The 26,794-nt window shown below is 64.8% G+C and carries 23 protein-coding genes; 14 read left to right on the forward strand and 9 right to left on the reverse strand.

The features are described 5' to 3' along the window. Positions 1 to 47: 47 nt before the first annotated feature. From htpX to BMZ48_RS04685, 3 genes are all read left to right on the forward strand, one after another. Positions 48 to 914, forward strand: a complete 867-nt coding sequence (gene htpX, locus BMZ48_RS04675) for a protease HtpX (protein ID WP_091532400.1) — start codon at positions 48 to 50, stop codon at positions 912 to 914. Between the two features lie 167 nt (positions 915 to 1,081). After that, the gene (locus BMZ48_RS04680; RefSeq protein ID WP_091532402.1) at positions 1,082 to 2,308 is read left to right on the forward strand and encodes a DUF1800 domain-containing protein; all 1,227 of its coding nucleotides are present in this window, start codon (positions 1,082 to 1,084) and stop codon (positions 2,306 to 2,308) included. A 3-nt stretch (positions 2,309 to 2,311) separates the two neighbouring features. Next, complete coding sequence (locus BMZ48_RS04685; protein ID WP_091532404.1) at positions 2,312 to 3,469, forward strand: DUF1501 domain-containing protein; 1,158 nt, start codon at positions 2,312 to 2,314, stop codon at positions 3,467 to 3,469. Positions 3,470 to 3,563: 94 nt separating this feature from the next. On the opposite strand, the gene BMZ48_RS04690 is transcribed toward BMZ48_RS04685, so the two are convergent. Both BMZ48_RS04690 and BMZ48_RS04695 read right to left on the reverse strand, forming a co-directional pair. Further along, on the reverse strand, positions 3,564 to 4,454 hold the full coding sequence (locus BMZ48_RS04690) for a kinase (RefSeq protein WP_143383629.1): 891 nt from the start codon (positions 4,452 to 4,454) through the stop codon (positions 3,564 to 3,566). Between the two features lie 163 nt (positions 4,455 to 4,617). Beyond that, positions 4,618 to 5,610: a ketopantoate reductase family protein gene (locus tag BMZ48_RS04695; RefSeq protein WP_159431086.1), complete on the reverse strand. Its 993-nt coding sequence runs from the start codon at positions 5,608 to 5,610 to the stop codon at positions 4,618 to 4,620. Positions 5,611 to 5,759: 149 nt separating this feature from the next. Between BMZ48_RS04695 and BMZ48_RS04700 the strand changes: the two genes are divergently transcribed. From BMZ48_RS04700 to BMZ48_RS04735, 8 genes are all read left to right on the forward strand, one after another. Beyond that, the gene (locus tag BMZ48_RS04700) at positions 5,760 to 6,539 is read left to right on the forward strand and encodes an outer membrane lipoprotein-sorting protein (protein ID WP_091532482.1); all 780 of its coding nucleotides are present in this window, start codon (positions 5,760 to 5,762) and stop codon (positions 6,537 to 6,539) included. 18 nt (positions 6,540 to 6,557) lie between these two features. Further along, positions 6,558 to 9,275 (forward strand): MMPL family transporter, encoded by a 2,718-nt coding sequence (locus tag BMZ48_RS04705; protein WP_091532407.1) that lies wholly within the window; start codon positions 6,558 to 6,560, stop codon positions 9,273 to 9,275. 84 nt (positions 9,276 to 9,359) lie between these two features. Then, entirely contained in the window at positions 9,360 to 10,208 is an 849-nt protein-coding gene (locus tag BMZ48_RS04710) for an SDR family oxidoreductase (protein WP_091532409.1), read from the forward strand. 62 nt (positions 10,209 to 10,270) lie between these two features. Next, the gene (gene greB, locus BMZ48_RS04715) at positions 10,271 to 10,771 is read left to right on the forward strand and encodes a transcription elongation factor GreB (protein ID WP_091532411.1); all 501 of its coding nucleotides are present in this window, start codon (positions 10,271 to 10,273) and stop codon (positions 10,769 to 10,771) included. 268 nt (positions 10,772 to 11,039) lie between these two features. After that, the gene (locus BMZ48_RS04720; RefSeq protein ID WP_091532413.1) at positions 11,040 to 12,542 is read left to right on the forward strand and encodes a flavin-containing monooxygenase; all 1,503 of its coding nucleotides are present in this window, start codon (positions 11,040 to 11,042) and stop codon (positions 12,540 to 12,542) included. Positions 12,543 to 12,587: 45 nt separating this feature from the next. Then, complete coding sequence (locus BMZ48_RS04725) at positions 12,588 to 13,727, forward strand: acyl-CoA dehydrogenase family protein (protein ID WP_091532415.1); 1,140 nt, start codon at positions 12,588 to 12,590, stop codon at positions 13,725 to 13,727. A 9-nt stretch (positions 13,728 to 13,736) separates the two neighbouring features. Then, the gene (locus tag BMZ48_RS04730) at positions 13,737 to 14,537 is read left to right on the forward strand and encodes an enoyl-CoA hydratase-related protein (RefSeq protein ID WP_091532417.1); all 801 of its coding nucleotides are present in this window, start codon (positions 13,737 to 13,739) and stop codon (positions 14,535 to 14,537) included. Between the two features lie 325 nt (positions 14,538 to 14,862). Beyond that, positions 14,863 to 16,089, forward strand: coding sequence for an acetylornithine/succinyldiaminopimelate transaminase (locus tag BMZ48_RS04735; RefSeq protein WP_091532484.1), 1,227 nt, complete (start codon positions 14,863 to 14,865; stop codon positions 16,087 to 16,089). A gap of 16 nt (positions 16,090 to 16,105) precedes the next feature. On the opposite strand, the gene BMZ48_RS04740 is transcribed toward BMZ48_RS04735, so the two are convergent. The 7 genes from BMZ48_RS04740 to BMZ48_RS04770 all read right to left on the reverse strand — a co-directional run bounded on the left by BMZ48_RS04740 (position 16,106) and on the right by BMZ48_RS04770 (position 24,090). Next, positions 16,106 to 16,873: a general secretion pathway protein GspB gene (locus BMZ48_RS04740; protein ID WP_091532419.1), complete on the reverse strand. Its 768-nt coding sequence runs from the start codon at positions 16,871 to 16,873 to the stop codon at positions 16,106 to 16,108. After that, the gene (locus BMZ48_RS04745) at positions 16,870 to 18,459 is read right to left on the reverse strand and encodes an ExeA family protein (RefSeq protein WP_234981518.1); all 1,590 of its coding nucleotides are present in this window, start codon (positions 18,457 to 18,459) and stop codon (positions 16,870 to 16,872) included. Before BMZ48_RS04745 ends, BMZ48_RS04740 begins: the two co-directional genes overlap by 4 nt. Positions 18,460 to 18,563: 104 nt before the next feature. Next, positions 18,564 to 19,022, reverse strand: a complete 459-nt coding sequence (locus BMZ48_RS04750; RefSeq protein WP_091532424.1) for a GNAT family N-acetyltransferase — start codon at positions 19,020 to 19,022, stop codon at positions 18,564 to 18,566. Further along, positions 19,019 to 20,380 (reverse strand): N-succinylarginine dihydrolase, encoded by a 1,362-nt coding sequence (astB, locus tag BMZ48_RS04755; RefSeq protein ID WP_234981519.1) that lies wholly within the window; start codon positions 20,378 to 20,380, stop codon positions 19,019 to 19,021. Before astB ends, BMZ48_RS04750 begins: the two co-directional genes overlap by 4 nt. Continuing rightward, the gene (astD, locus tag BMZ48_RS04760) at positions 20,377 to 21,846 is read right to left on the reverse strand and encodes a succinylglutamate-semialdehyde dehydrogenase (RefSeq protein WP_091532426.1); all 1,470 of its coding nucleotides are present in this window, start codon (positions 21,844 to 21,846) and stop codon (positions 20,377 to 20,379) included. Before astD ends, astB begins: the two co-directional genes overlap by 4 nt. Positions 21,847 to 21,857: 11 nt before the next feature. Continuing rightward, a complete protein-coding gene (astA, locus tag BMZ48_RS04765) occupies positions 21,858 to 22,874 on the reverse strand; it encodes an arginine N-succinyltransferase (protein WP_091532428.1) in 1,017 nt (338 codons plus the stop codon). Position 22,875: 1 nt separating this feature from the next. Beyond that, complete coding sequence (locus BMZ48_RS04770) at positions 22,876 to 24,090, reverse strand: hydrolase (protein WP_091532430.1); 1,215 nt, start codon at positions 24,088 to 24,090, stop codon at positions 22,876 to 22,878. A gap of 64 nt (positions 24,091 to 24,154) precedes the next feature. Here BMZ48_RS04770 and BMZ48_RS04775 point away from each other — a divergent pair, with 64 nt between their 5' ends. The 3 genes from BMZ48_RS04775 to BMZ48_RS04785 are packed head-to-tail and all read left to right on the forward strand — an operon-like array spanning position 24,155 to position 26,643. Continuing rightward, positions 24,155 to 24,964 carry a transporter substrate-binding domain-containing protein gene (locus BMZ48_RS04775; protein WP_091532432.1) on the forward strand — a complete coding sequence of 270 codons (810 nt, stop codon included), beginning with the start codon at positions 24,155 to 24,157 and terminating at the stop codon, positions 24,962 to 24,964. Continuing rightward, complete coding sequence (locus tag BMZ48_RS04780) at positions 24,951 to 25,907, forward strand: amino acid ABC transporter permease (RefSeq protein ID WP_091532433.1); 957 nt, start codon at positions 24,951 to 24,953, stop codon at positions 25,905 to 25,907. Before BMZ48_RS04775 ends, BMZ48_RS04780 begins: the two co-directional genes overlap by 14 nt. After that, positions 25,900 to 26,643: an amino acid ABC transporter ATP-binding protein gene (locus BMZ48_RS04785; RefSeq protein ID WP_091532435.1), complete on the forward strand. Its 744-nt coding sequence runs from the start codon at positions 25,900 to 25,902 to the stop codon at positions 26,641 to 26,643. Before BMZ48_RS04780 ends, BMZ48_RS04785 begins: the two co-directional genes overlap by 8 nt. Positions 26,644 to 26,794 lie beyond the last annotated feature (151 nt).

A 26,794-nucleotide genomic window follows, 5' to 3' on the forward strand; every position in this document is an offset into this window, starting at 1 on the left:
TCGGCGCTATCCGTCCCTACCATCGATCCATCGATAGTTCGTTCGCCATGAAACGTATCGCCCTGTTTCTGCTGACCAATGTCGCGGTTCTGGTCGTGCTCTCCGTGGTCGCCAGCCTGCTCGGCGTCGATCGTTACCTGACCCAGCAGGGGTTGAACCTCGAGGCCTTGCTGATCTTCAGCGCCATTTTCGGTATGGGCGGCTCGTTCATCTCGCTGGCCATGTCCAAATGGATGGCCAAGCGCGCCACCGGTGCCGTGGTCATCACCCAGCCACGGAACTCGGCGGAGATGTGGCTGCTGCAGACGGTCGAACGGCAGGCGCGTGCCGCCGGCATCGGCATGCCCGAGGTGGCGATTTATGACGCACCGGAGCCCAATGCCTTTGCGACCGGCATGAACAAGGATCATGCGCTGGTCGCCGTGTCCACCGGATTGCTGCGCAGCATGAGTCAGGACGAGGTCGAGGCGGTACTCGGACACGAGGTCAGCCACATCGCCAATGGCGACATGGTTACGCTGGCGTTGATCCAGGGCGTGCTCAATACCTTTGTGATGTTCCTGTCTCGCGTTGTCGGCTATGTCATCGACCGTGCCGTGTTCAAGAACGACCGCGGCGTCGGCGCCGGCTACCACTTGACGGTGATCGTCCTGCAAATCGTGTTCGGCATCCTGGCCTCGATGATCGTCGCCTGGTTCTCGCGCCAGCGGGAGTTCCGTGCCGACGCCGGCGGTGCGCATCTGGCCGGCAAGCGCAAGATGATCGCGGCACTGGAGCGGCTCAAGAGCGCCCACGGCCAGTCCACGCTGCCTGAAAACATGACCGCCTTCGGCATCACCGGCGGCCGGTTCGCGCAGCTGTTCGCCTCCCACCCGCCGCTGGAAGCGCGCATCGCCGCCTTGCAGGCGGCCTGAATCGGCTGCTATGCCTCGCCGCGGTTGTATCGATTCCCAGGTACTGTGTCGCGGCATGGTGGATCACGGCGGATTCGCGGTGGAGGGCAGGCCTGTTATTGGCGATTGAGGGTGTGCTGAGTAGCCGCTTCGGCGGCGGTTCAGGATCACGCAGCTAGGATGGCCGCATGCAGGATTCACCTTCCATAGCCAAGCAGTTGATGACCACGGCGGAAGCCGTGCAGCGCCGTGCGGAGATGATCGCGGGCAGCCGTGTGAAGACGGCGGCCGGACTCGCGGCGCAGGCGCAGCGGCGCGAAGCGTACCGCAATGTCATTGCGCTGGAACTGCAATACCGACTCGAACGTGCATTGGCCGCGGCGGATCCGTTCGACGAAGCGCTGCTGCGTTTCTGGTCCAATCACTTCGCCGTTTCGACGGACAAGGCGTTGATCGGCTGGCTTGCCGGTCCCTACGAGCGTGAGGCATTGCGCCCCCATCTCGCGGGTCGCTTCGAGTCGCTAGCGTGGGCCGCAGTCACGCATCCTGCGATGTTGCTCTATCTCGACAATGCGCAGTCGGTCGGTCCCAGGTCCAAGGCGGCACAGGCACATCCTCGTAGTGGACTCAACGAGAACCTCGCGCGTGAGCTGTTGGAATTACATACGCTGGGTGTGCGTAGCGGCTATACGCAGGCGGACGTCGTGGAACTCGCCAAGGTTCTGACCGGCTGGCGGTTGTTCGAGCGTGAGGGTCGGTGGTACGCCGGTTTCGACGCTACCGCCCATGAGCCCGGCCCGAAGACGATCCTGGGCAAGACGTACGCGGAGTCCGGTGCGCAGGAGCTGGAAGCGGTGCTCGCCGATCTGGCTCGGCATCCGGCAGCGCGGCGATTCATCTGTTCGAAGCTGGCGCGGCATTTTCTCGCCGACGATCCACCACAGCCGGCGGTCGACCGCCTAGTTGCGGCCTGGGGTGATGCAGGCGATCTGGCTGCTGTCAATGCCGTGCTCAGGCACTTGCTCGAAGATCCCGAGCGTATCCCAGTCAAGCTGCGTACGCCCGAGGAGTTGGTGATCGCGGCATTGCGTGCCGTACCACAACTGAGGATGGATGCCCGGGCAGCGTACCGTGCCATCCGGCAGATGGGGCAGATCGTATGGAAGCCACCATCACCTGCGGGCTGGCCCGACACTGCGGCGGAATGGCTCGGTCCGGATGCGATGTGGAAGCGCGTCGAGTGGGCCAACCAATGGTCGATGCGGGTACATGGCGAGATCGATGTGCGAGCGCTGGCAAAGACGCTCTTCGGTGCCCGGTTGAGTGAGCACACTGAGCAACAGATCCATGGTGCCGAGAGTCAGGCGCAAGCATTGGCCCTGTTGTTCGTTTCACCGGAATTTCAGCGCAGGTAGGACATGGACCGCCGTACATTCTTGAGGCACGGTTTGGCGTTGCTCGCCGCCGGTGCGGTGTCGGGGCCACGGTTTGCTCTCGCCGCCGGGATGCGCACTGCACCGGAGCGACGCTTCGTGTTCGTGATTCTGCGTGGTGCGCTCGACGGACTTGCAGCGGTCGCTCCGATTGGTGATCCAGCCTATGCGGCATTGCGTGGTAAGCACGATGAGGCCGAACTGCGGCCGCTCGACGACTTCTTCGCCCTGCATCCGAAGCTTGAATTCGTCCATGGCGTCTGGCAGGCGCGTGAGCTGACGATCGTGCATGCAGTCGCCACGGGTTACCGTGACCGCTCACATTTCGACGCGCAGCAAGTGCTCGAGAGTGGCGGCGAGCGGGCCTTCGAGCTCCGCACGGGATGGCTCAATCGTGCCCTGCAGCTCGATGGTGTGCGTGCAATGGCCTTGTCTACTGCGGTGCCGTTGACGTTGCGGGGCGATGTGCCCGTCGATTCGTGGGCGCCTTCAACACTGACGGATCCCGATCCAGATCTGCTCGAACGCATCGGTCGGATGTATCAGGAGGATCCGCAGCTAGGGCCGGCACTGGTGCGTGCGCGCGCCCTGCACAACGGTGCCGGTATGGCCGATCGCGAAACGGTTGCGCCGCAGCAGTATTTTCTCGAACTCGCCAAGGCGGCCGGTGCTTTCCTGACGGCACCCGCGGGGCCGCGTATCGCGGTGATGGAGCTATCGGGCTGGGACACCCACACTCAGCAGGTGGCCCGACTAGCGAAGCAACTGGAACTGCTCGATCGTGGTCTGGCCGGGTTGCGTGATGCGCTCGGTGAAGCCTGGCGACAGACCGTTGTGCTGGTGGCGACGGAATTTGGACGCACTGTGCGGTTCAATGGCAGCCACGGAACCGACCACGGCACTGCGACCGTTGCCTTTGTTCTCGGTGGTGCCGTATCCGGTGGGCGCGTGCTGACTGACTGGCCCGGTCTTGGCGATAGCCAGCTCTGGCAGGGGCGGGACTTGCGTCCGACCATCGATCTGCGTGCCGTGCAAAAGGGTATTCTGCGTGATCATCTGGGGCTGACGAACGCAGCCTTGGATCGCGAGATCTTCCCCGGTTCCTCCAGGATCCCTGCCGTGACAGTGCTCAGCCGAAGCTGAGCCCGTCCTGTCGCGCATGAGGTGATCACAACGCTCTTGCGCCGGATTTCTCAGGCCCGGCGAAAGCACGCGCAATCGGCTGCCCGGTGCCGGCTCATGGGCCGGGCTGCCGATAGTGGACGGCGGCGATGCTGTGGTCGCGGGCGAGTTCGATGCAGATGTCGGCGCGGTCCGGTAACACGGCGAGTGCATGCCGTGTCAAGCGTTCGTAGTGCTGGATGAAGCGGCGCAGGGTGTCTGCATCCATGCCCGGGCGGTGGCCTGCGGCCGCAAGCTCGGCTTCCTGCTGCCAGCGCCATTCGAACACCTGCTCGAAGCCGGGTATGCGCAGGAATACGAGATGGTCGATCGCCGCGAATAGCCGTGGATAATCCTCGCGCAGCCGCGTATTGACCCAGCGCCGCCAGCGGCCGTCGGTGTCTTCCTCGGCCTCCAGCGCGTTGATCGGCGAATCGAGCTGGGAATCGGTTTGTGCGGGTGTGCCCACGCACCAGCCTTCGAACAGGATGATATCGACCGCCTCGTCGATGGGGATCCAGTCCTGTGTCGGCAAGCGGTCGTCCGACAGCTTGTCGAAGCGTGGCAGCGTGACCGCGATGCCGCGACGCAGCCCATCGAGCAGACGCTGCCCGAGATCGACGTCATGGGTCCCGGGTACGCCGCGTGTGGCCAGCAGCGGATGCACCGTGTGCGCCAGCGCCAGGCGCTGCGCACGTGGCAGATAAAGATCGTCGATCGACAATACGGCGCTGCGCAGGCCGTTTTGCCGCAGCAGCAGCTCAAGCAGTGCGCACAGCGTGGTTTTGCCGCTGCCCTGCGCGCCGTTGACACCGATGACGAGGCGGTGGCCGGTTTGCCGGTGCCGGACGCTGATCCATTGCGCCAGCTTCCGCAGATGGGTGCGCGCCGCATCGGCATAGTGGGCTGGCAGGCCGCGTGCCCGGCAGAACGCAGTGATTGCGCAATCCGGTCGTTCCTCAGTCATCTAAGGCCTTGGGTTTTCTGGCTGTGCGTAGGTCAGCACAGTTTTGAGGTATCCAGCAGCCGCACTCCGACTCTTTCGGAAGACTGTACGCTGCGTGTGCAGGGTTTCTCAGAGCTTCGGCAGTGGGCATCGCCTTGGGGTCTGGGTTGGGCGGATGCGCGGGCTATACACCCAGACTTGCGCGTAGGTCGGACGGAGTCAGGTATGGCGCGGGAACGACCCCTTCGATCGCCCGGATCGACGCGACGATGCGCGCATTCACCGGCGTTGCGATCCCATGTTCGCGCCCGAGACTGACGATCTCGCCATTGAGTTGATCGATTTCGGTGGGGCGGCCGCTTTCGATGTCGGCAACCATCGACGGATACGAGCCTTCCTGCAAGCCGTTGCGCAGCTTGGCAAACCACCAGGGTAGCGGTGAGCGCCCGGCGAGCAGCGCGCGGTAAATGCGGTAAGGAATCGGCATCGGCAGCTTGTACTCGATGCGGGCCGCATCGAGCAGGTGCACGGCTTCATCGAGGGCGGCGACATAGATCGCGCGCAGATCGGGATGCGTCAACAGGTCCTTGAACGTCGTGTGAGTCAGCGCGCAAATGGCGTTGGCGAGGTTGATCAACAGCTTGCCCCAGGCCGCCGATTCGCCGGCGGCACGCCGCACGTCCATGCCGCTGCCTGCGAACGCACCGAGCAGGCGGGCATCGTCGCTGCCGATGAGCACATGCGGGCGCGTCGTAATGCGCGCGTGCAACGGCTCCAGTAGCTGGGCGTTGAACATGACCGTCATCGGTACGACGCGGGCATGCGGGAAGCGCTCGCGGATGCGGCGGAGTGCGCTGACGCCGTTGAGTGTCGAGACGATCGTGCAGCCGGGAGGTATGCAGGCCAGCTCGTTCAGCAATCCATCCAGATGCGGAAATTTGACGCAGAGCAACAGATAGTCCACGCCATCGAGCGAGAGCGAACGCGTCAGTACGGGTTTGGGGGCAATGATGGGCGGGGATTGCGCGCCGGCATGTTCCACGCGGACGTCTTGCACGGTCTGCAGCTTCGCGAGATCTTTGTCCCGTACATAGAGTTTGACCGGCTCGCGTTGGGCAACGCCGAGATAGGCGGTGAGAATGGTGCCGACGGCACCTGCGCCAACCACGAGTATCATGCGGTATGTCTCCTGACCGGGCTTTTGCCGGGCAAGAGTATCGCAGGCGGCGTCGTCCGTCTGCGATTGTTCTACAGTTGTAAAACGCAGCGCGCCGAAACAGTGCGAGAATCGGCGCCGGATCGGCAAATGCAACGGGGAGTCGCCGGATGAAAAGACTGCATCGCGGATGGTTGCTGCTGTGTGCGTTGCTCGCGCCTGCATCCGCAATCGCCGACATGACCGTCGATGGTGTTCTGGCCTGCATGCGCGCGAACATTCCCAAGTCGGTCCAGATCAAGGAAGTCGAGCTGACGGCAAAAGACCGCACTGGTGGTATGCGCCAGTTGCGCGGGCGGCTCTACGCCGTGCGCGAGGAGGAGCGCCTGCGTGCGATGATCAAGATTGCCGCACCGGCGGATCTTTCTGGTGCGGCCTATCTGCTGCGCGAGAAAGAAGGGGGCGACGAGATGTACGTCTATGTGCCGGCGCTGCAGAAAGTCCGCCGCATCACCGGCACGGGGGTGGATGGCGCGCTGTGGGGTACCGATTTCTCCTACGGTGATCTGCGCCAGATCCACAATGCGTTCTCGGCCGGACAGACAGCGCTGGACGGACAGGGTGAGCTTGCCGGTCGCACGATCCACATACTGTCGCTGCAGCCCGCAGGCAGTGAGCAGTCTCGCTTCACGCGCATCAAAGTCTGGGTTGATCAAAAAACCTGCGTGAACCTGCGGGCGGAGTTTTTCGAGGGGGCGTCGGTGCGCAAGCGGCTCGATGCCGACCCTGCCTCGCTGCGTCAGTCGGGGCCGCACTGGTATGCCGGTGAAATGCAGATGCTTGATCTCAAGGAAGGGACGCAAACGCGGCTGCGCGTACTGGGCGTGAGCAGTGATGTCGATTTATCCGGCCGGTATTTCAATCCCAGCACCTTTTATCTCGGCGGCTGACCGGCAGGGCCGTATCCGATGCAGCGACTCGTCTCCTGGCTGGCATCACATCCGCTCGGCATCATCGTTTTGACGGCGCTGCTGTCGGTTGCTGCAGGGATCGCCCTGATCGATTTGCCGGGGCCGTCCCTGCGCGTGCAGATCGATCCTTCGATCGAGCGTCTGTTGCCGCCGCAGGACGATGATCGCGCGCTGTTCGACCGCGTGCGTGCACAGTTCGGGGAGACCGATCCGGTACTGCTCGCGGTGCGTTTCGACAACGTTTATACCGCCGAGAATATCGAGCGTATCGACCGGCTCACACGTCGCCTCGGCGAGCTCGACGGCGTGCGTCAGGTGATTTCGATCGCCAACGTGCAAAACCCCGTGGCCGATGATGCCGGCATCGACATTTCCACGTTTGCGGCACAGGTGCGCGCCAATCCGGATGCGGTATCGCGCTTTGCCGCACAGATCGCGGAAAACCCCATTTACCGCGATGCCCTGGTGTCAGCCGATGGCACGGTAGCGGCCTTTGCGTTGACGCTGCAGGGGATCGATGAAAACCGCTTCCGCAGCGAGAACTACACCGAGCGGATCCGCACTCTTGCGCGTGAGATCACCGGCGCGCAGACGGTCTGGATCACCGGCAGCCCGGTTATCAAGGCCGCGACGACCGATGCGATCCTGCATACGCTCAAGTTCACGATCCCGGCCATTTTCGTGCTTGTTGCCGTACTGCTGTTCTTCGCCTATCGCAGTGTGCGCGCAGTTTTGCTTGCGGGGCTGACGATTGCGCTGTCCATGCTGTGGACACTGGCTGCGGCAGCCGTGCTCGAAATACCGGTGAATCTGGTGACGGCGCTGGTGCCTCCCCTGGTGGCGACCCTGTGCCTCTCCTATACGGTGCACATGCTCGCCGAATTTTTTGCATCGGAGCGCGGTGAGCAGGATCGTGCCCGTTTCGAGCGGGTGTTGCGTCGCATGGGTGTGAGTCTGCTGCTGTCGGGGGCGACGACCGTGGCGGGTTTTCTCGCCCTGATTCCAGGCTCGCTGCCGGCGATCGCGCAGTTCGCTGGACTGTCGTCGCTCGGGGTGGGATTCTCGGTGCTGCTCACGCTGGTGTTCCTGCCGGCGGTGCTGATCTATGCCGGACCGCAACGGCCGCTGCGCCCGCTGGGCGAGGCCATGTTTGCGCGCAAGGCCCGGCGCCTGGCCATGTTCGACCTGCGCTGGCGCAACTGGATCATCGCCATTGCCTTGTTGTCCTTGCCGATCGATCTTTATTACGCCTCCCGCATCCGGGTCGGGACCGAGTACATCAAGAACTTCGATGCCGAGGCCACCGTGCGGCGCGATTTCGAGGCCATCAATGCCGCCTTCGGCGGTGCCAATCTGGTTTCGATCGTCATCGATACCCACGTCGATGATGCACTCACCGATCCGGCGCGGGTGCGCGAGATCGAGGCATTGCAGGACTGGTTGCGGCGACAGCCCGAAGTAGGCGCGGCGGTGTCGTATGTCGATCATCTCAAGCTAATCAACCGCAATCTCAACGATGGCGATCCGGCGTATTACCGAATCCCAGATGACGCAACCGCGATCAAACAGCTGCTCGTGTTCGGCGGCAGTGACGAGATCCGACGGGTCATCGATTCACGCTTCCGCACGGCGCTGATCGCCGTGCGTATCAAGGCCGACGATTCCATCGGCATCACCGAATTCGTAAACAGAACCGAGGCCCGGCTGCGCCAGATGCCGCCGCCGCTTAATGGACGGGTGACCGGCAGCCCGGTGCTGGCGACGCGCACCGTCAACGCGATTGCGTCCGGCCAGCTCACTTCGCTGCTCGTGGCGTCGGTTGCGATCTGGGCGATGCTTGCGCTGATGTTCACGTCGGCGCGCTCGGCGCTGGTGGCGATGTTGCCCAATGTCCTGCCGGTCGCACTCTATTACGGTACGCTGGGGCTGCTCGACATCACGCTCAATCCGACGACGAGCCTGATCGCGTGTGTCGTGCTCGGCATCGCGGTTGACGACACCATCCATTTCCTGGCGCGCTTCAATGCCGATGCACGCGCACGCGCCAGCGAAAAGGCGGCGGTCAAGAGTGCGCTGGCAGCGGTTCTGCGCCCCGTCACGTTCACGATGGTGGCGCTGGGGCTCGGCTTTTTGGTGTTCACCGGCAGCGAGCTGCAGAACCAGGTGCAGTTCGGTGTGCTCGCCGCGTTCACGATTCTGATGGCCTGGATCGCCGACATCACCTTGACACCAGCCCTGGGGTCCAAGCTGCGCATCGTGACTCTGTGGGACATCCTGCGGCTCGATCTCGGCCAGTCGCCCCAGCACACGATCCCGCTATTCTCCGGCCTGTCCCTGCGGCAGGCGCGCGTTTTCGCATTGATGTCGCGGCTCGAAACGCATCTCAGCGGCACACGCGTCATCCGCCAGGGCGATTATGCGCGCGACATCTATGTCGTGATCGACGGCACGCTGGAGGTGTCGATCGAACGCGGCGGTGAGCGCAAGATCCTGACCACGCTGCATCGCGGCGCGGTCATGGGCGAAGCCGGTTATTTCGGGCAGCGGCGCACCGCCAACGTCGATGCCGTGACGCCGGTGCGTGTGCTGCGCTTCGACTCGGAGGATCTCGAACGTCTGCGTCGGCGTTATCCGCGCATCGCGGCCATCGTTTATCGCAATCTCAACCGTATTCAGGCCGAGCGCCTAGCCCGCGCCACGGCGATGCTGCAATGAGCGCCTGTATCGGCGCCCCCCGGCTTGGCGAGTGCGCATCTTTGCGTGAGACTGATTCCGGTTCTCTACCAATGGAGCTTTGCGATGTCCCTCAAAGGCAAGACCCTGTTCATCACCGGCGGCTCACGCGGTATCGGTCACGCCATCGCCCTGCGCGCAGCGCGCGATGGGGCCAATGTCGCGATCGCGGCCAAGACCGCCGAACCCCACCCCAAGCTGCCAGGCACGATTTACACGGCTGCCGAAGACATCGAGAAGGCGGGTGGCAAGGCCCTGCCCATCATTTGTGACATCCGCGACGAGGCGCAGGTCAAGGCCGCGATCGAAAAAACGGTGGCCACCTTCGGCGGCATCGACATTTTGGTCAACAATGCCAGCGCGATCAGCCTCACCGGCACGCTGGAAACCGACATGAAGCGCTATGACCTGATGAACGGCATCAATGCCCGTGGCACCTTCATGACCGGCAAGTATTGCATTCCGCATCTGAAGAAAGCCGCCAACCCGCACATCCTGACGCTGTCTCCGCCGCTCGATATGCGTGCCAAATGGTTCGCTCCACACGTGGCGTATTCGATGGCCAAGTATGGGATGAGCCTGTGCACGCTGGCCTGGGCCGAGGAGTTCCGTAAAGACGGCATCGCCGCCAACTCTCTGTGGCCGCGCACGACGATTGCCACCGCTGCCGTGAAAATGATCGGCGGTGATCCGCTTCTGAAGCGGTCGCGGACGCCCGAGATCATGGCCGATGCAGCGTATGTGATCCTGTGCAAGCCTGCCCGCGAGTTCACCGGGCATTTCTGTGTCGACGAGATCGTGCTGCGTGAGGCCGGTGTGCGGGATTTCTCGGGTTATGCTGCGGTGCCGGGCACGCCGGATCGCGAACTCTCCCCGGACTTTTTCCTGCCCGAAGATTTGCTCCGCATGGGCTGATCATGGCGATGCCGCGGCCATCATCGCCGCGGCCGTCTTGTCGTGCCTTTATCATCTCCGTCATGTCCCGTTGGCGTCCTCCTCCAGAGAAATCCTCGCCGTACATCACTGCGCAAGGCCATGCGCGCCTGAAGGCTGAGTTCGAATATCTGTGGCGCGAACGCCGGCCGGAAGTGGTCAAGGCGCTGGCTGCCGCCGCCGCGGAAGGCGACCGCAGCGAGAATGCCGAGTACCAGTACCGCAAGAAAGAGCTGCGCGAAATCGACGCCCGCCTCAAATACCTGACCACGCGCTTGCAGGAGGTGACGATCGTCGACGTGCGGCCACGCGACGACGGCAAGGTCTATTTCGGGGCCTGGGTCGAGATCGCCGACGCATCCGGCCAGACGCGCCGGTATCGCATCGTCGGCGCCGATGAGGCCGATGCCCAGTCCGGTTTGATCAGTGTCGATTCGCCGGTGGCCCGCGCGCTTCTCGGCAGATCCGAAGGCGAGCTGGTGCGCGTGGTGCTACCCGGCGGAGTCCAGGAACTGGAAATCGTCGCCGTTTACTACGACGTGTAAATCGGAGCGATAAAGCATCAAGCGCGAAAGCGCAGGCGCGGGCAAAGCGCGGTCCATGCGCCACCGGCGTATGCGGCCGTGAGCGCATCGGCCTGTACGGCGAGGGGCCGAGAATCGCCGGCCTTGACGGCGCAGACGCGTCGGCTTACTGTGAAAACATGACAAATGTCGAATATTGGAATCTGCCTCGCCGGACGCAGCGGAGTGCGGCCGGTCCATTGCGGTTGCGCGGGGCATGGATGAACGCGTCCTGTCGTGGAGAGCAGCCATGAATATTCCCGCACCAGTTCGTCCCCTGCGCGTCGCCATCATCGGTGCTGGTTTCGGTGGACTGGGCATGGCCTATTACCTGCGCCGCGCCGGGATCGAAGATTTCGTGATTCTCGAAAAAGCCACGGACATCGGCGGGACCTGGCGCGAGAACACCTATCCGGGCGCGGCCTGCGACATTCCATCGCATTTTTATTCGTTTTCTTTCGAGCCGCATTACCCCTGGTCGAACCGCTATGCGCCGCAGCCGGAGATCCTGGCTTACCTGCGTCATTGCGCGCGCAAGTACGACATCCTGCGCCACGTCCGCTTCAAGGCCGAGGTGACCGATGCGGTCTTCGATGCCGCGCGGGGTCTGTGGCGGCTTATGCTCGCCGATGGGAGCACCGTCGAGGCCGAGACCGTCGTCAGCGCGGTCGGCCAGCTGCACCGTCCATCGATTCCGGACATCCCCGGGCGTGATCGCTTCCAGGGACGCATGTTCCATTCCGCACGCTGGGATCACGACTACGAGCTGGATGGCAAGCGTGTGGCCGTCATCGGCACCGGCGCCAGTGCGATCCAGTTCGTACCGGCGATCGCGCCGCGCCTGCGGCAACTGTACGTCTATCAACGCTCGCCGGGCTGGATCATCCCCAAGTTCGACCATACGTTCTCGCGCTTCGAACGTTGGCTGTTCGACACCTTTCCGATCCTGCACGACCTCGATCGTCTGCGCATCTACTGCATCACCGAGGCGCTGGCCTACGCCTACGAAGGGCACAAGTGGCTGGAGAAGCTGGTCACGGTATTTTCCAAGCTGCAGTACTACATCCAGGTGCGCGATCCGCAGCTGCGCCGCAAGCTCATCCCGGATTATCCGATCGGCTGCAAGCGCATTCTGCTGACGCGCAACTGGCTGCCGACCCTGACGCGGCCGAATGCCGAGCTCATCACCGATGCGGTCACCGAAATCACGGCCTCTGGCGTGCGCAGTGCGGACGGGCGTTTGCGCGAGGTCGATGCGATCATCTGGGGGACCGGGTTTACCGCGACGCAGTTTCTTGCGCCGATGCGCGTCGTCGGGCGCGATGGACTGGAGCTGCACAAGACCTGGACGCGCGGCGCGGAGGCCTATCTGGGCATGACCGTCGCCGGTTTTCCCAACTTCTTCATGCTCTACGGGCCGAACACGAATCTCGGTTCGGGTTCGATCATCTACATGCTCGAATGCCAGCAGCGTTACGTCGTCCGGATGCTGCAGCGCCGCGCCGCGGAAAACCTGGGGCCGGTCGAGGTCACACCCGAGGCTCAGAAAGCTTACGTCGAGGAGATGCAGGCACGTAGCCAGAAAACGACGTATGTCGGCGGATGCCGCAGCTGGTACATCACCGCGGATGGCCGCAATACCAACAACTGGGTGGGATTGATGTACGAATACCGTCGCCGCACGGCCGAGCCGGTGATGGACCACTACCGGATATGGCCGTTGCCGGTACGGCCCGTCGCAACCGGTGCGTGAAGGTCATTGTTCCGATCCATCTTTTGTCCTCCCGAGAACCCAGGCATGCAGCGCAAACCTTTGCCCCCCGAGATGGACCTGTTCCGCGATGCCGCGCGCAGGTTCTTCCAGACCGAGATCGGACCGCACTCCGAGCGCTGGCGCGCCGCCGGCATCGTCGATCGCGAGGCTTACCGCAAGGCAGGGGCCGCAGGCTTTTTGTGCATCTGGGCGGACGAATCTTATGGTGGGCTCGGCCTTGATGATTTTCGCTACGAACAAATCCTCATCGAGGAAAACGCCGCCCACGGCGACAGCGGTTTTCTGATGTCTTTGCACAGCCGCCTGGTGGCGCCGTATTTCCGTCATTTCGGCACGGCGGAACAGCAGCGGCGGTTCATCCCGCACTTCGTCAGCGGCGAGAAGATTCTCGCGATTGCGATGACGGAACCCGACGCCGGGTCGGATCTCGCCGGCATCAAGACGAGGGCCGAGGACAAAGGCGACTACTGGCTGCTCAACGGCGCCAAGACCTATATCTCCAACGGCATCCTCGCCGACGTGGTCATCGTCGCCGCCCGCACGCATCCGGACAATCCGCATGGCCTGACGCTGTTCATCGTCGAGCGCGGCATGGAGGGTTTCGAGCGCGGACGCATGCTCAAGAAGATGGGCATGAAATCCCAGGATACCGCCGAACTGTTCTTCCGCGACGTCAAGATTCCCAAGGAGAACGTGCTGGGCGCGGTCCACGGCGGCTTTTATCACCTGATGAAAGGGCTGGTCGAGGAACGCCTGATCGCCGCCTGCGGCAACATCGCCGCCGCGCGTGTCGCGATGGAGTTGACCAAGGCGTTCGTGCGCCAGCGCAAGGTGTTCGGCAAGCCGCTGTCCAAGATGCAGAACACGCGCTTCAAGCTCGCGGCGCTGGATGCCGAAATCGAGATCGCGCAGACTTTCGTCGACCGCTGCGTCGAGGAGCACAACGAAGGCCGGCTCAGCGCCGAGGACGCCGCGCGCGCCAAGCTGTACACCAGCGAGCTCAATGGCCGCATGGTCGATGAGGGTGTGCAACTACACGGCGGAGCCGGTTACATGGAGGAATATCGGATCTGCCGGTTGTACGAGGATGAACGCATCCACCGCATCCTCGCGGGCACCTCGGAAATCATGAAGGAAATCATCGCCCGCTCGATCCTCGACTGAGAGTTGCGTATGGACGAACGAAGCCTGCTGTGTGCGGTCGAGGACCGTGTCGCGGTGATCCGCTTGAACCGACCCAAGACACTCAACGCACTGACGCCGGATCTGCTCGACGGGCTACGCCGTGCGATCGAAGGCTACGCGGCGGACGATGCCGTGGGCGCGATCCTGCTCACCGGGGAGGGGCGCGGTTTCTCATCGGGCGCGGATCTCATCGCCAACGCGGCGCAGCCGCCGCGCGATGCCGAGGGCAGGCTCGACCTGGGCCATGCGCTCGAGGCCTGCTATAACCCGCTCGTGTTGCAGATGCGCACTTGTCCGAAGCCGATCATCGCCGCGGTCAATGGCATGGCCGCCGGTGCCGGTGCCAGCCTCGCGCTGATGGCGGATCTGACCCTGGCGGCGCGTTCGGCGTATTTCCTGCAGGCCTTCGTCCACATCGGGCTGATCCCGGATGCCGGGGCAACCTGGATTCTGCCGCGTCTGGTTGGGGCGCAGCGCGCCATGGGACTGGCCCTGCTCGGCGAGCGCCTTTCGGCACAGGATGCGAAGGACTGGGGGCTGATCTGGGATGTCGTCGATGACGAACAGCTTCTGCCGACGGCGCTGGCACTGGCGCGGCGGCTGGCATCCGGCCCGGGGCTGGCCATTGCGCGCATCAAGCGCGCGCTGCAGGCGGCGCTCGGTAATGATCTGACTGTGCAGTTGCAGCTCGAGGCCGAGTTGCAGCGTGAATGCGGGCGCACGCAGGATTTCATCGAAGGCGCGGCGGCCTTCGTCCAGAAGCGGCCGCCCCGGTTCCGCAATCGTTGAAGGCGCGCCTCGCTGGGCGATCTCATCGGTGCTCGTCCGCTGCCGGTACGGTGTCGATTGCGCGTATACTCGCCGCCGGCAGTGCGGCTGGATGAGCCCGTGCAACCCTTGCCCGTCGCCCGGCGCGGAAGGTGTGCGGGATGAGGCTTGACGCACGCAGTCGGTAAGCCAGACCCGGGCGGTGTAGCCGCCTATGCCGTATCGGGCATCCGCAGCATCTACCGCAGCATCTGCTTGGAAATACAAAGCCGTTCGAGTGAGGGTCTCACAATGGCGTGCAGGTGACGGCACGTCATTGTCCTTGCTCCAGTATCCGGAGGTTTTCATGTCCGAAGTCACGCGCGCCACCTTCGATGAAGTGATGGTGCCCAATTACCAGCCGGCGCCGATCATCCCGGTACGCGGCCAGGGTTCGCGGCTGTGGGATCAGCAGGGGCGCGAATACGTGGATTTCGCTGGCGGCATCGCCGTGACCGTGCTCGGTCATGCGCACCCGAAGATGGTTGCCGCACTCACCGAGCAGGCCGGCAGACTCTGGCATGTGTCCAATGTGATGACCAACGAGCCGGCGCTGCGGCTCGCGCAGCGGCTGGTTGCGCTGACGTTTGCCGAGCGGGTGTTTTTCTGCAACTCCGGCGCCGAGGCCAACGAGGCGGCGTTCAAGCTCGCGCGGCGCTGGGGGAATACCCGCTTCGGACCACACAAGAACACCATCCTGTCATTTCACAACGCGTTTCACGGGCGCACGCTGTTCACCGTCAGCGTCGGTGGCCAGCCCAAGTACACGCAGGGCTTCGAGCCCTTGCCCGGCGGTATCCGGCATCTGCCATTCAATGATGCGGATGCGCTCGCAGCGGCGATGAACGATACCGTCTGCGCGGTGGTCATGGAGCCGGTGCAGGGCGAGGGCGGGGTGATGCCGGCGACAGCAGAATTCGCACGCGCGGTGCGCGCCCTCTGCGACAAGCATCAGGCCCTGCTGATTTACGACGAGGTACAAACCGGCAATGGCCGCACCGGTACGCTATTCGCCTATGAGCAGTTCGGCATCGTGCCCGACGTGCTGACGACGGCCAAGGGGCTCGGCGGCGGTTTCCCGATCGGGGCGATGCTGACCACCCGATCGCTTGCCGAGGTGCTCGCCTTTGGCACCCATGGTTCGACCTACGGAGGCAATCCACTCGCCTGTGCCGTGGCCGCTGCGGTGCTCGATGAAGTCTCGAATCCGGCACTGTTGCGCAACGTCGCCGAGCGCTCGGCGCAGTTGCGGGCAGGCCTTGACGTGCTCTCGGCCCGCTATGGCCTGTTCGGCCCTGCGCGGGGTATGGGCTTGCTGCTCGGCGCGCCGGTGGCCGAGGCCTGGAAGGGGCGCGCCAAGGACATCGTCAATGCCGCGCTCGCCGAGGGCCTATGGCTGCTGGTGGCCGGGCCCGATGTACTGCGCTTTGCGCCCGCGCTCAACATCACCGAGGCCGATGTGAGCGAGGGGCTTGCCCGTCTGGAGCGGGTCTGTGCAGCCCTTGCGGCTCCCCGCGAGGCGGCAAACGCCTGAAAAGCTCCGCGCGGTTTCAGCGTACCAGTGGCCAGAACACGCGTTCGCCTTGCAGCTCGAAGACCACGCCATCCGGCGTGATGTCCACGATGACGGGGCCGCTGTCCAGGGCCTGGCCTTCGCGGTAGCGGCGGCCGTCGATCATGACCCAGCGTTTCTCCGCAAGCGGGTCATAGACGTGCACTTGCAGGTTCAAAGCCGGGAATTGCGCGCGAAACGCCGGCGGCATGTCGCGTAGCAGCGGCGGCGCGCCGCTGGGCGGCAGCGGTGGTTCGGGTTTCGCGGTATCCGGTATCTGCGCCGGGGGTTCGGTCGGCGCCGTCGGCTCCGGCATCGATGGTGGCGCGCTGGTTTCGGCCGGCCGTGCGCTCTGTTCGACCGCCGGCGGTGGCGTGGCGGCGCGATCGGGTGCACGGGCCTGGAAAGGCGGGGTGACGTCGTCCAGGGTCGCGATCGCGCTGTCGTCCTCGAACACCGGTAATCCGCCCAGCGGCGGGGATTCGGCGTCGGCTGCGGCGGCCTGGAGTATCGGTTGCGGCAGGTCGCCAGGCTGGGGTTGTGCAGCCGGTGCCGGCATCGATTGCGCCGGTGCGGGGGGGCGTCGTAGCCACCACGCCGCGAGCATTGCAAGAAGCAGGATCAGCGTCGCCGCCGCGAGCGCGAGCAGGCGCGGATTACGCCGCTGCACGGGCGGCGCGACGGTGACCAGTGTTTCGGCGCTCGGAGCCTGCCCGAGCGTGCGTTCGCGCTCGGCCCGGCGCAGGGCGTCGAGGATGTAGCTCACGGCCGCCCTCCGCTCAAGGTGGGCGTGTCCGGAAGGCCATCGCTGAGTGCGATCAGCGTGCGGATGCCGGCGACGCCATCCGCGACGAGACCGCGCTCGGCCTGAAAGGATTTGAGGGCCGCAGCCAGCCTCTCGTCGAACTGTGTCGGCACCGGCGTGGGCACGGGAACTCCGCTGGATTCGGCGAGCCGGCGCCACAGGGTGGGGATGTCCGGTCCGCTGCTGCCGGGGCCGACATACGTCCATTGCGTCGGGCGTCGCCACAGCAGCAGGAATTCGCCGGACCATACGCTGTCGAGATCGGCCCGGCGCAGGCGCAGCGGACCGAGCACGGTATCGAGCAGTGCATGTTCCTTGCCCAGTTCGAGCAGCAGGAAATGCTGTTCGCCGGAGCCCGGCAGCTTGAGCGTCAGGATCGCTGGCCGGTCCATCTGTTCGAGATCGGTCCACTCGCCTTGCGTGCGATAGCATTCCAGTGCGCGCACGCGCAGCGCGGCGCAGACGTTTTCACCACTCGGGATTACCAAACGCGGCTCCCACAGCCGGATCAGCCGCCCGACCACGATGCTCAGTGGCTGTGCGGTCCGCTCCAGATCCTCGATCGTGGCAAGCGGCAGCTTGGGCATCAGCACGGGCGGCGGTGTGTCGGTCGCCGTGTCGGTCGTCGCGTCGGTCGGCGGTGGCGGCGGTGAGGGTTGGGGCGCCGCCGGATGGACTGTCGCGAGCAGCGGTTCGTCGCGGGTGTAGCTGTAAATGAACAGTGCCGTGCACACCAGCAGCGCGACGAGCCAGGCCGCTTCGATCCAGCGCCAGCGCAGCGGCGCGCCCGGGTCGAAAACCTGCGGTAACGCGCCCATGGCTTCGCGGGCGGCCTTGCGGACGGTTTTGGCATCGACGGTGCGCAGGTGTTGCGCATACGCGCCGAGCAGCGCGCGGTCGCAGATGATGTTGATCAGCCGCGGCACGCCGCGCGAGTACCGGTGAACGAGATCCAGCGCGCGCGGCGAGAAGATCGGCGCGCGGCAGCCGGCCACCCGCAGGCGATGTTCGACGTACTCGCGCGTCTCCTGCGCCGAGAGCGGTGTCAGGTGATAGCGCGCCGTGATACGGCTGGCGAGCTGGCGCAGGTCCGGCCGTGCCAGCAGTGCGGACAGCTCGGGCTGACCGATCAGCATGATCCGCAGCAGTTTCTCCTTGCTCGTCTCCAGGTTGGTCAGCAGCCGCACCTGCTCGAGTACCCCCGGGGTCAGATTCTGGGCTTCGTCGATGATCAGCACGGTGCGGCGGCCGGCGGCATGTGCACGCAAGAGATGCTCGTTGAGCGCATCCACCAGCGTTTTGAGCGTTGCGCCCTCGCGCTGGTAGGGGACGTTCAGCTCATCGCAAATGGACTGTACGAATTCCTGTTCGCTCTGCCGCGGATTGTGGATCATCGCGACATCCACGTCCGACAGCTTCTGCTCGAGCAGCGTGCGCACGATCGTGGTTTTGCCGGTGCCGACCTCCCCGGTGAGCTGCACGAAACCACCATATTGACCGGTGCCGTACAGCAGATGCCCCAGCGCCTCTTGATGGCGCGGGGACATGTACAGAAAAGCTGGGTCCGGGGTGATGGAAAAAGGCATCTCCCGGAGCTGGAAAAACTCGGTGTACACGGGTCGGATGGTGGATGACGTCTGGAGTATAGCCTTCAGGGGGTCTTGCGCAGCATGTCGATGTGGGGAATGCCGTCTTCCAGATAAGGAGCCGAGATCGGCGCAAAACCAAGCGAGGCGTAAAACCGTTGCAAGTGCGCCTGGCCGGAGAGAAACACGCTCTGCCCCGGATAGCGTTCGGCGCACTGCATGAGTGCTTCGCGCATCGCGCGGCGCCCCAAGCCGCCGCCGCGCGCCGATGGGTGCACGACCAGGCGGCCGATGGCGACTTGCGGCACTTTCACGCCCGGCGGCAGCAGGCGCAGATAGGCGAGCAGGTTCCCGTCCGTATCGTGACCGCACAGGTGCAGGCACCGTGGATCCAGTCCATCGATGTCGGCGTAGGCGCACTGCTGCTCGACGATGAACACATCCGCGCGCAGCCTGAGTAGGCCATACAGCGTATCGGCATCGAGCGCATGCCAGTCGTACCAGCGAAAGACGACGTCGGTCATCCGGTGCGTTGGAAGTCGTAGAGACTGCCGAGTTTGAGCAGACGGGTCAGCTCGTCGAGCGCGGTGCGGCTTTCCTCGAGGAGCTGGGGATCGGCGAGATCGTCGGGGTCGAGGCGGTCGCGATAATGGCGGTCGATCCAGGCCAGCAGCGCATCGGCGCGTTCCGGCGTCAGCCAGGCGCAGGGGTTCACCGCTGCGCGCTCGGCGTCGGTCAGCACCACGCGCAGCCGCAGGCAGGCGGGCCCGCCGCCGTTGTTCATCGATTGCCGCAGATCGAAGACGTGCACACGGTCGATCGGATTGGCAGGGTCGGCGACGATGCGCTGGATCGCGGCCCAGACGCGCGGATGTTCTTCGCATTCACGTGCAACGATCAGGTGCATGCCGCCTGCCGGCGGGCAGACGAGCTGCGAGTTGAACAGGTAGGACGCAACCGCTTCGTCGAGACTCACCTCATCGGCAGCCACTTCGATGAACACCGGTCGGCGTTCGCCCTGCAAGTGCGTGCAGATCCAGCTGCGCAGGCTTTGCGCATCGACGAAGGCTTGTTCGTGGTAGAGCAGCACCTCGCGGTTGCCGACGGCGATGACGTCGTTGTGGAAGACACCGTGATCGATGGCGTCCGGATGCTGTTGCGCGAAGTAAGTGCTTGGCATCGACAGCTCGTGCAGTCGCGCAATCGATTCACAGGCCTGCCGTGTCTGCCGGGCCGGAAAGCGCTGCGGCACCGGCTGCTGGAAGACGCCACGGCCATAGACGAACAGCTCGAGTCCCGGCGCGCCGTATTCGCTGCACAAACGGGTGTGGTTGGCGGCGCCCTCGTCGCCCAGGGCGGGCGTGGCCGGCAACGGGGCATGGTGCGCGAACAGACTCGGGTCCGGGAAGATCGCCTTGAGCACGCGCGCGGTCGTTTCCGTCTCGATGGCACGGTGCAGGTGGCTGCACAGGTTCGCTGGCGTGAAATGCACACGCCCGTCGGCAGTGTCGGCGCTCGGTGAGACGGTGGCGGCATTTGCCGCCCACATCGCCGAGGCGGAAGCTGCGGCAGCGAGCAGCTCCGGTGCGGCGCGGCGCGCCTTGGACAGGATCTGGGCGTCTGTTCCGGTAAAGCCGAGCCGGCGCAGGGTGGGCAGATGGGGGCGTTCCTGCGGAGGCAGCACGCCCTGGGCCAGGCCGAGATCGAGCAGCGCGCGCATTTTCATCAGGCCCTGGCGTGCGGCCTGTCGCGGATTCGAGGTTTTCTGTGCATTGCGTGCGGATGCGACGTTGCCGAAGGACAGGCCCGCGTAGTTGTGGGTCGGTCCGACCAGGCCGTCGAAATTGGCTTCGATCGCCGTGCGATGCACCTGCGCGCTCACAGCTTCACCCCCGGTGGCAAGGTGCCGGTGATGCGGGCATGGGGAGCTTCGCTGCTCGCCATCGGATAGGCGCAATAGTCGGCCGCGTAATAGGCACTGGGCCGATGGTTACCGCTGGCGCCGATGCCGCCGAACGGATAGGCGCTGGAGGCGCCGGTTGTCGGCCGGTTCCAGTTGACGATACCGGCGCGGATCCGCCGCCAGAAGCGTTCGTACTCGCGCTCATCGTCGCTGATGAGCCCGGCAGCCAGGCCAAAGCGGGTGCGGTTGGCGCCGTCGATCGCCTCGTCGAGGTCCGTGTAACGGATCACCTGCAAGAGCGGGCCGAAGTATTCCTCATCGGGCGGATCGCTGACGGCGCTGACATCGAGCACCGCTGGTGAGACGAAAGCGCTGCCGGCGCTGCGTGCGCGCATCGGCAGCAATGCACGGGCTCCGAGAGCCAGCAGACGGTCCTGCGCAGCGCATAGCTGATCCACCGCCTGCGGGCTGATCACGGGCCCCATGTATGGCTGGGGTTCGGCATCCCAGCGGTCGATGGCGAGGGTTTCGGTGACACCACACAGACGGCGCAGGAAGGCATCGCCCCAGGCTCCGCCCGGCACGAACAGGCGCCGCGCGCAGGTGCAGCGCTGACCCGTGGTGATGAAGGCGGATTGCACGACGGTCAGCACCGCGGCATCGCAGTCGGACACCTCACGCACGATCAGCGGGTTGTTACCGCCCATTTCCAGCGCGAGGATGCGCCCGGTATGGCCGGCGAACTGGCGATGCAGCAGGGTGCCGGTGCGTTCGCTGCCAGTGAAATAGAGGCCGTCGAGCTGGGGATGCGCAGCAATGGCTGCGCCGGTTTCGCGTTCCCCCTGCAACAGGTTGAGTACGCCGGGCGGAATGCCCGCGCGTTGCCACAGGCGCACGGTCAACTCGGCAGTGGCCGGTGTCTGCTCGCTGGGTTTGAACAGCACGGTGTTGCCGGCGAGCAGAGCCGGCACGATATGGCCATTGGGCAGATGGCCGGGGAAGTTGTAGGGGCCGAACACGGCGACGACACCGTGCGGCCGGTGGCGCAAGACGTGCCGGCCGAACTCGGTCGGCTGCTCATGCATTCCGGTGCGGGCATGATAGGCGCGGATCGACAAATCGATCTTGCCGATCATCGCCTCGACTTCGGTGCGCGCTTCCCACAGCGGTTTGCCGACTTCCTCGGCGATGCAGCGTGCGAGCGTTTCGCGCTCGGTCTTGAGCGCATCGGCGAAGCGCTTGATGATCGCCTCGCGCTCGGCGACGTCGAGATCGGCCCAGCGGGCAAAGGCGGCGCGCGCCGCGCGGAAAGCGGCATCGACGTCGCCGGCGTCGGCGGCATGGCCCCGCCAGATCACGTGCAGATCGTGTGGCGCGAAACTCGCGAGCGGCGAACCTCGGCCCTCACGCCAGATCCCATCGATGAAAAGCCGTCCGGTGCGCATGGGCATCTCCGTCACAGCGCGACGATGCGCGCACCATCGCCGGCTTCGAGCCGCAGCGCCTGGGCGAGCGCAGCATCGAGCGTGACACGGTCGCGCTGCGGCGCGAGCGTGGCGAGTGCGCAGCGGAATTCACCCAGGGATAGGTTTGAAATCAAATGTGCGCTGCCGCCGTCTCGGTCCGGCGTGCCGATCTGCACGCGTACCACGCGCGAGCGACGGATCGAACGCACCGCACCGGTCGGGGCTTCGACCACGGGTCCGCCGTCGAAGATATCGACGTAGTGCTGGTAGCGGAATCCCTCTTGCTCGAGCAGCCGCAGCGCGGGTTTCGTCTGCGGGTGGACCTGGCCGAGGACCTGCTGCGCCTCCTGTGGCAGCAGCACCGTATAGATCGGATGCTTGGGCATCAGCTCGGCGATGCAGGCCTTGTTGCCCTGGCCGACGATGTGTTCGGCATCGCCATATTCGATGCTGAAGAAATGCCGGCCGAGCCCTTCCCAGAACGGCGAGCGCCCGGATTCGTCCGACACGCCACGCATCTCGGCAATGATCTTGTCGGCAAAGCGCTCGCGGAATCCGGCGATGAACAGGAAACGCGACTTCGACAGCAGGTGGCCGATGCCTTCGCTGCGGAAGCGTGGCGACAGATACAGCGAGCACAGCACGCTGGCGCCGGTGAGATCGTTCGACAGATACAGGGTGGGCACCCGTGCATAGACGCCGAGGGTGCGGCTGGCGTGCACGGTCAGGCCGACGTGGTAGTTGTAAAAGGGTTCGTCGAGTCCGCAGGCCGCTTCCACCGCGCAGCAGCCGCCAATCTCCCCGCTCGTGGTTTCCTCGAGCACGAACATGTAGCGTTGGTGGCCGGGGCGCTCGACGGGATCGGCAAACGATTCGAGCGAGCGCTCGATCTTGGCGCGCAGCGTGTCGCGCTGCGGCGGCAGCGAGGTGAACCCGGCGCCGGCGGTTTGGGCCATGCCCAGCAGTGCGTCGAGATCGTCGAGGCGGATCGGTCGGATCAGGCGCATGTCAGTTCCAGCACAGTTCGCCGCTGGCCAGGCGCAACAGCAGCAGCGCGCAGATCTTCGCGCGCTCGGTCAGCGAGGAGATGCGCATGCGTTCCTGGTCGGAGTGGATGTCGCGCCCGACGACGCCGAGGTTGTCCACGTTGGGCAGTCCGTAGGCGGCGAGGTTGTTGCCGTCGCAGCAACCACCGGTCGGTTTGAAGGTCAGCGGGGTGCCGAGGCGCTGGCCGCAGTCCGCGAGCAGGTCCATGAGTCTGCGATGATGCGCATCGACGATTTTGGGCGGGCGTGTGAAGCCGCCGCGCAGCGTGATGCGGATGCCGTCGCGCTGGCTTTGCGCGAGGAGGGTCTCGAGCCGGGTCTGGACCCAGGCGGCGTCATCGGGGTGCGCCGTACGCACGTTGAACTTGAATACGCACAAGTCCGGGACGACGTTGAGTGCACCGCCGCCGTGGGCATAACCGGGATTGAAGGTGACGCCCTCGCGCTGACCGTTGAGGCGGTCGATCGCTTGGATGATGCCCGCGGCGGCGCACAGCGCATTGCGCCCCGCTTCCGGATTGCGCCCGGCGTGCGCGGCGCGGCCATGCACGATCACATCGAAATTGCCGCTGCCCTTGCGCGCCGAGGCGAGACTGCCATCCGGCAGGGCGGGTTCGAAGATCAGCCCGAAATGATGGCGGGCTGCGGCTTCCCTGAGCAGCGGATCCGAACCCTGCGAGCCCACTTCCTCGTCCGGGTTGAGCAGCACCTCCCAGCCGATGTGCGCGCGCCACGGGCTGCGTTCGAGCGCGGCCAGGGCCGCCCACATGACCATCAACCCGCCCTTGAGGTCTGCAACTCCGGGTCCATGCAGGGTGTCCTCGTCCTCCTGTCGTGCGTGCTGGAACGGGTGCTCGGGTGCGAACACCGTATCGAGATGCCCGCCCAGAAAGATCTGCAGCGGCGCCTCCGGACGCTGGCGCAGCCGCAACGCGGGGCCGAGCGGGGTTTCGCACAACCTGCCGTCGTCCGCCGTCGTGCGCAGCGGCGCAACGTCGATCCACTCATGCGTGCAACCCAGCGGTGCGAAGTATGCGAGCATCTCCTCAGCCACCGCGCGGACTCCTGCCGCGTTCAGGCTGCCCGAATTGCGGTTCGCAAGGCGCAGCACCGCGTCGCGCAGCATGGGGAGCTGTGCGTCGATCCACGTCAGGTGCGGGCGAAAATCCTCTCGCATGCCCAGGACCGGTTCTGCTGTAATGGAACGAGTCTAATCCTGTCCTGTGACCCGAATCTTGCGCATGAGGAAAATCCTGGGTGCCCTGCTGGGGTTGTGGGTTGCACTGCCTGCATGGAGCGCCGACCAGGCGCTATGGGAGAAAAGCACGCTCAACCGGATCCTTGCGCGCGGCGAGCTGCGGGTCGGCCTCGAAGCCGGCTATATGCCCTTCGAGATGCGTGACAAGAAGGGCAACATCATCGGCTTCGACGTTGACATCGCGCGGCTGATGGCCAAGGCCATGGGCGTGAAACTGACGCTGGTCAACACGCAGTGGGATGGCATCATCCCGGCGCTGTTGACCGACAAGTTCGATGTACTGATGGGCGGGATGACGATCACGCCCGAGCGCAATCTGCAGGTCAATTTCACCGATCCGTACATTTACATCGGCCAGACCGTGCTGCTCGCGCGCAAGCATGAGCACACGATCACCGTTTACAGCCAGCTCGACGATCCGCGCTACACGATCGCCACCAAGCTCGGCACCACCGGCGAGATCGCGGCGCGGCGGTACATGCCCAAGGCCCGCATCAAGAGCTTCGAGAGCGAGGCCGACGCGGCGATGGAAGTCCGCAATGGGCGCGCCGACGCTTTCGTTTACGACATGCCCTACAACGTCGTCTATGCGGCGCAGTTTCCGGATGCGCTGGTCCATCTCAAAGAGCCGTTCACGCGCGAGGCCCTGGGCTGGGCCGTGCGCAAGGGCGATCCGGACTTCCTCAACTGGCTGAACCATTTCCTGCGCCAGATCAAGGACGACGGCGTCTATGACGCGCTGTACAAGAAATGGTTCGAAAACACCGCGTGGCTGCAGCATGTCGCGAACTGACCGCCTGCTGCGTGCCGTGATCTGGTATGCGCTTTATGTGGCACTGCTCGCGGCCCTGGCCTGGGGTATCTACGCCGCCGCCCAGCGTGTCGATTACGACTGGAACTGGAGCCGGGTGCCGCAGTACATCGTCAGCTTCGACGGCGAGGAAATCCTTGCGCCGTTCGACGGTTTCGTTGCACTCGCCGACGATGGCCGCACGATCCGGCTCAGCGCCCTGCGTACGGCCGAAACGGCCGAAATCCACGGATTCGACCGTATCACCGTTGGCGACGGCGATCTCGTCCTCGAAAACGACGTCATCGCGATCCGCAGCGGAATCACGCCGGGTCCACTCGCCTGGGGCTTGTGGCTGACGCTCAAGCTGTCGGCGATCTCGCTGGTGTTTGCACTCATCATCGGTGTCCTCGCCGGGCTTGCACGTGTGGCCAGTAATCCGGCAGCGCGTGCGTTGTCCGCGACTTACGTCGAAATCATCCGCGGTACCCCACTGCTCGTGCAGATCTTCATCTTCTATTTCTTCGTCGGCACCGTGCTGGATCTGTCGGCCTTCACCGCCGGCGTCGCCGCTCTGGCCGTGTTTACCGGCGCTTACGTCGCCGAGATCGTGCGTGCCGGCATCGAGGCCGTGCCGCGTGGGCAGATGGAGGCGGCGCGCAGCCTGGGACTGTCGTATGCACAGGCGATGCGCCACGTGATCCTGCCGCAGGCGCTGAAAAAATCCCTGCCGCCGCTGGCCGGACAATTCATCAATCTGATCAAGGATTCCTCGCTGGTGTCGGTGATGGCGCTGACCGATCTCACCAAGGCCGGCCGCGAAGTGGTGAGCTCGACGTTCAGTCCTTTCGAAGTCTGGTTCACCGTCGCGGCGATGTACCTGCTGCTGACCGGCACGTTGTCGCTGTGGGTCCGGCGCCTCGAACGCAGGCTCGCCCATGGCTGATGTCTTGATCGAAGTCCGTGGCGTCTGCAAGACCTACGCCAACGGCGTGGTCGCGCTCGACGATGTATCGCTCACCGTCGAGAAAGGCGAGGTCGTCTGCATCGTCGGGCCCAGCGGCTCGGGCAAATCGACGCTGCTGCGCACGCTCAATGCGCTGGAGCCGATCAGCAGCGGAGACGTCCGGGTGCTCGGCGAGCGGGTGCACGACCCGCGGACCGACCTCAACCGTCTGCGCACGCGTGTCGGCATGGTATTCCAATCGTTCAACCTGTTCCCACACCGGACGGTGCTGGAGAACCTGACGCTGGCACCGCGCATCGTCCAGCGCATTGGCGATGTCCAGGCACGCGAGCGCGCGCTGCATCTGCTGGACAAAGTCGGGCTCGCCGACAAGCACAACCACTACCCGGGACAGCTCTCCGGCGGCCAGCAGCAGCGCGTCGCGATCGCGCGCGCGCTCGCGATGAATCCGGAAGTCATGTTGTTCGACGAGCCCACCAGCGCCCTCGATCCGGAAAAGGTCGGCGAGGTACTCGACGTGATGAAGGCTCTGGCCGCCGAGGGGATGACCATGTGCGTGGTCACCCATGAGATGGGATTCGCACGCGCGGTTGCCGACCGTGTCGTGTTCATGGAGTCGGGGCGGATCACTCACGTCGATGCGCCCGAGCGGTTCTTCACCGGCTCCGGCCATGCGCGCCTGCAGGCCTTCCTCGGGCAGGTTCTGCATGGATGATGGTCATCGACTACCATTCCGGTGCGTCTGCGAACACCAGTAGCAGCCGCCGGCACACCTGGCAGCCTGCCGGCGCCATTGAGCGCCAGGGATGGCTCGGGTGGTAGCGGTTGTCGAGATACGCCCTTGTAGCTCAGTGGGTGAGCCGGGG

The sequence above is a fragment of the Fontimonas thermophila genome, from assembly GCF_900113085.1.
GTDB lineage: Bacteria > Pseudomonadota > Gammaproteobacteria > Nevskiales > Nevskiaceae > Solimonas > Solimonas thermophila.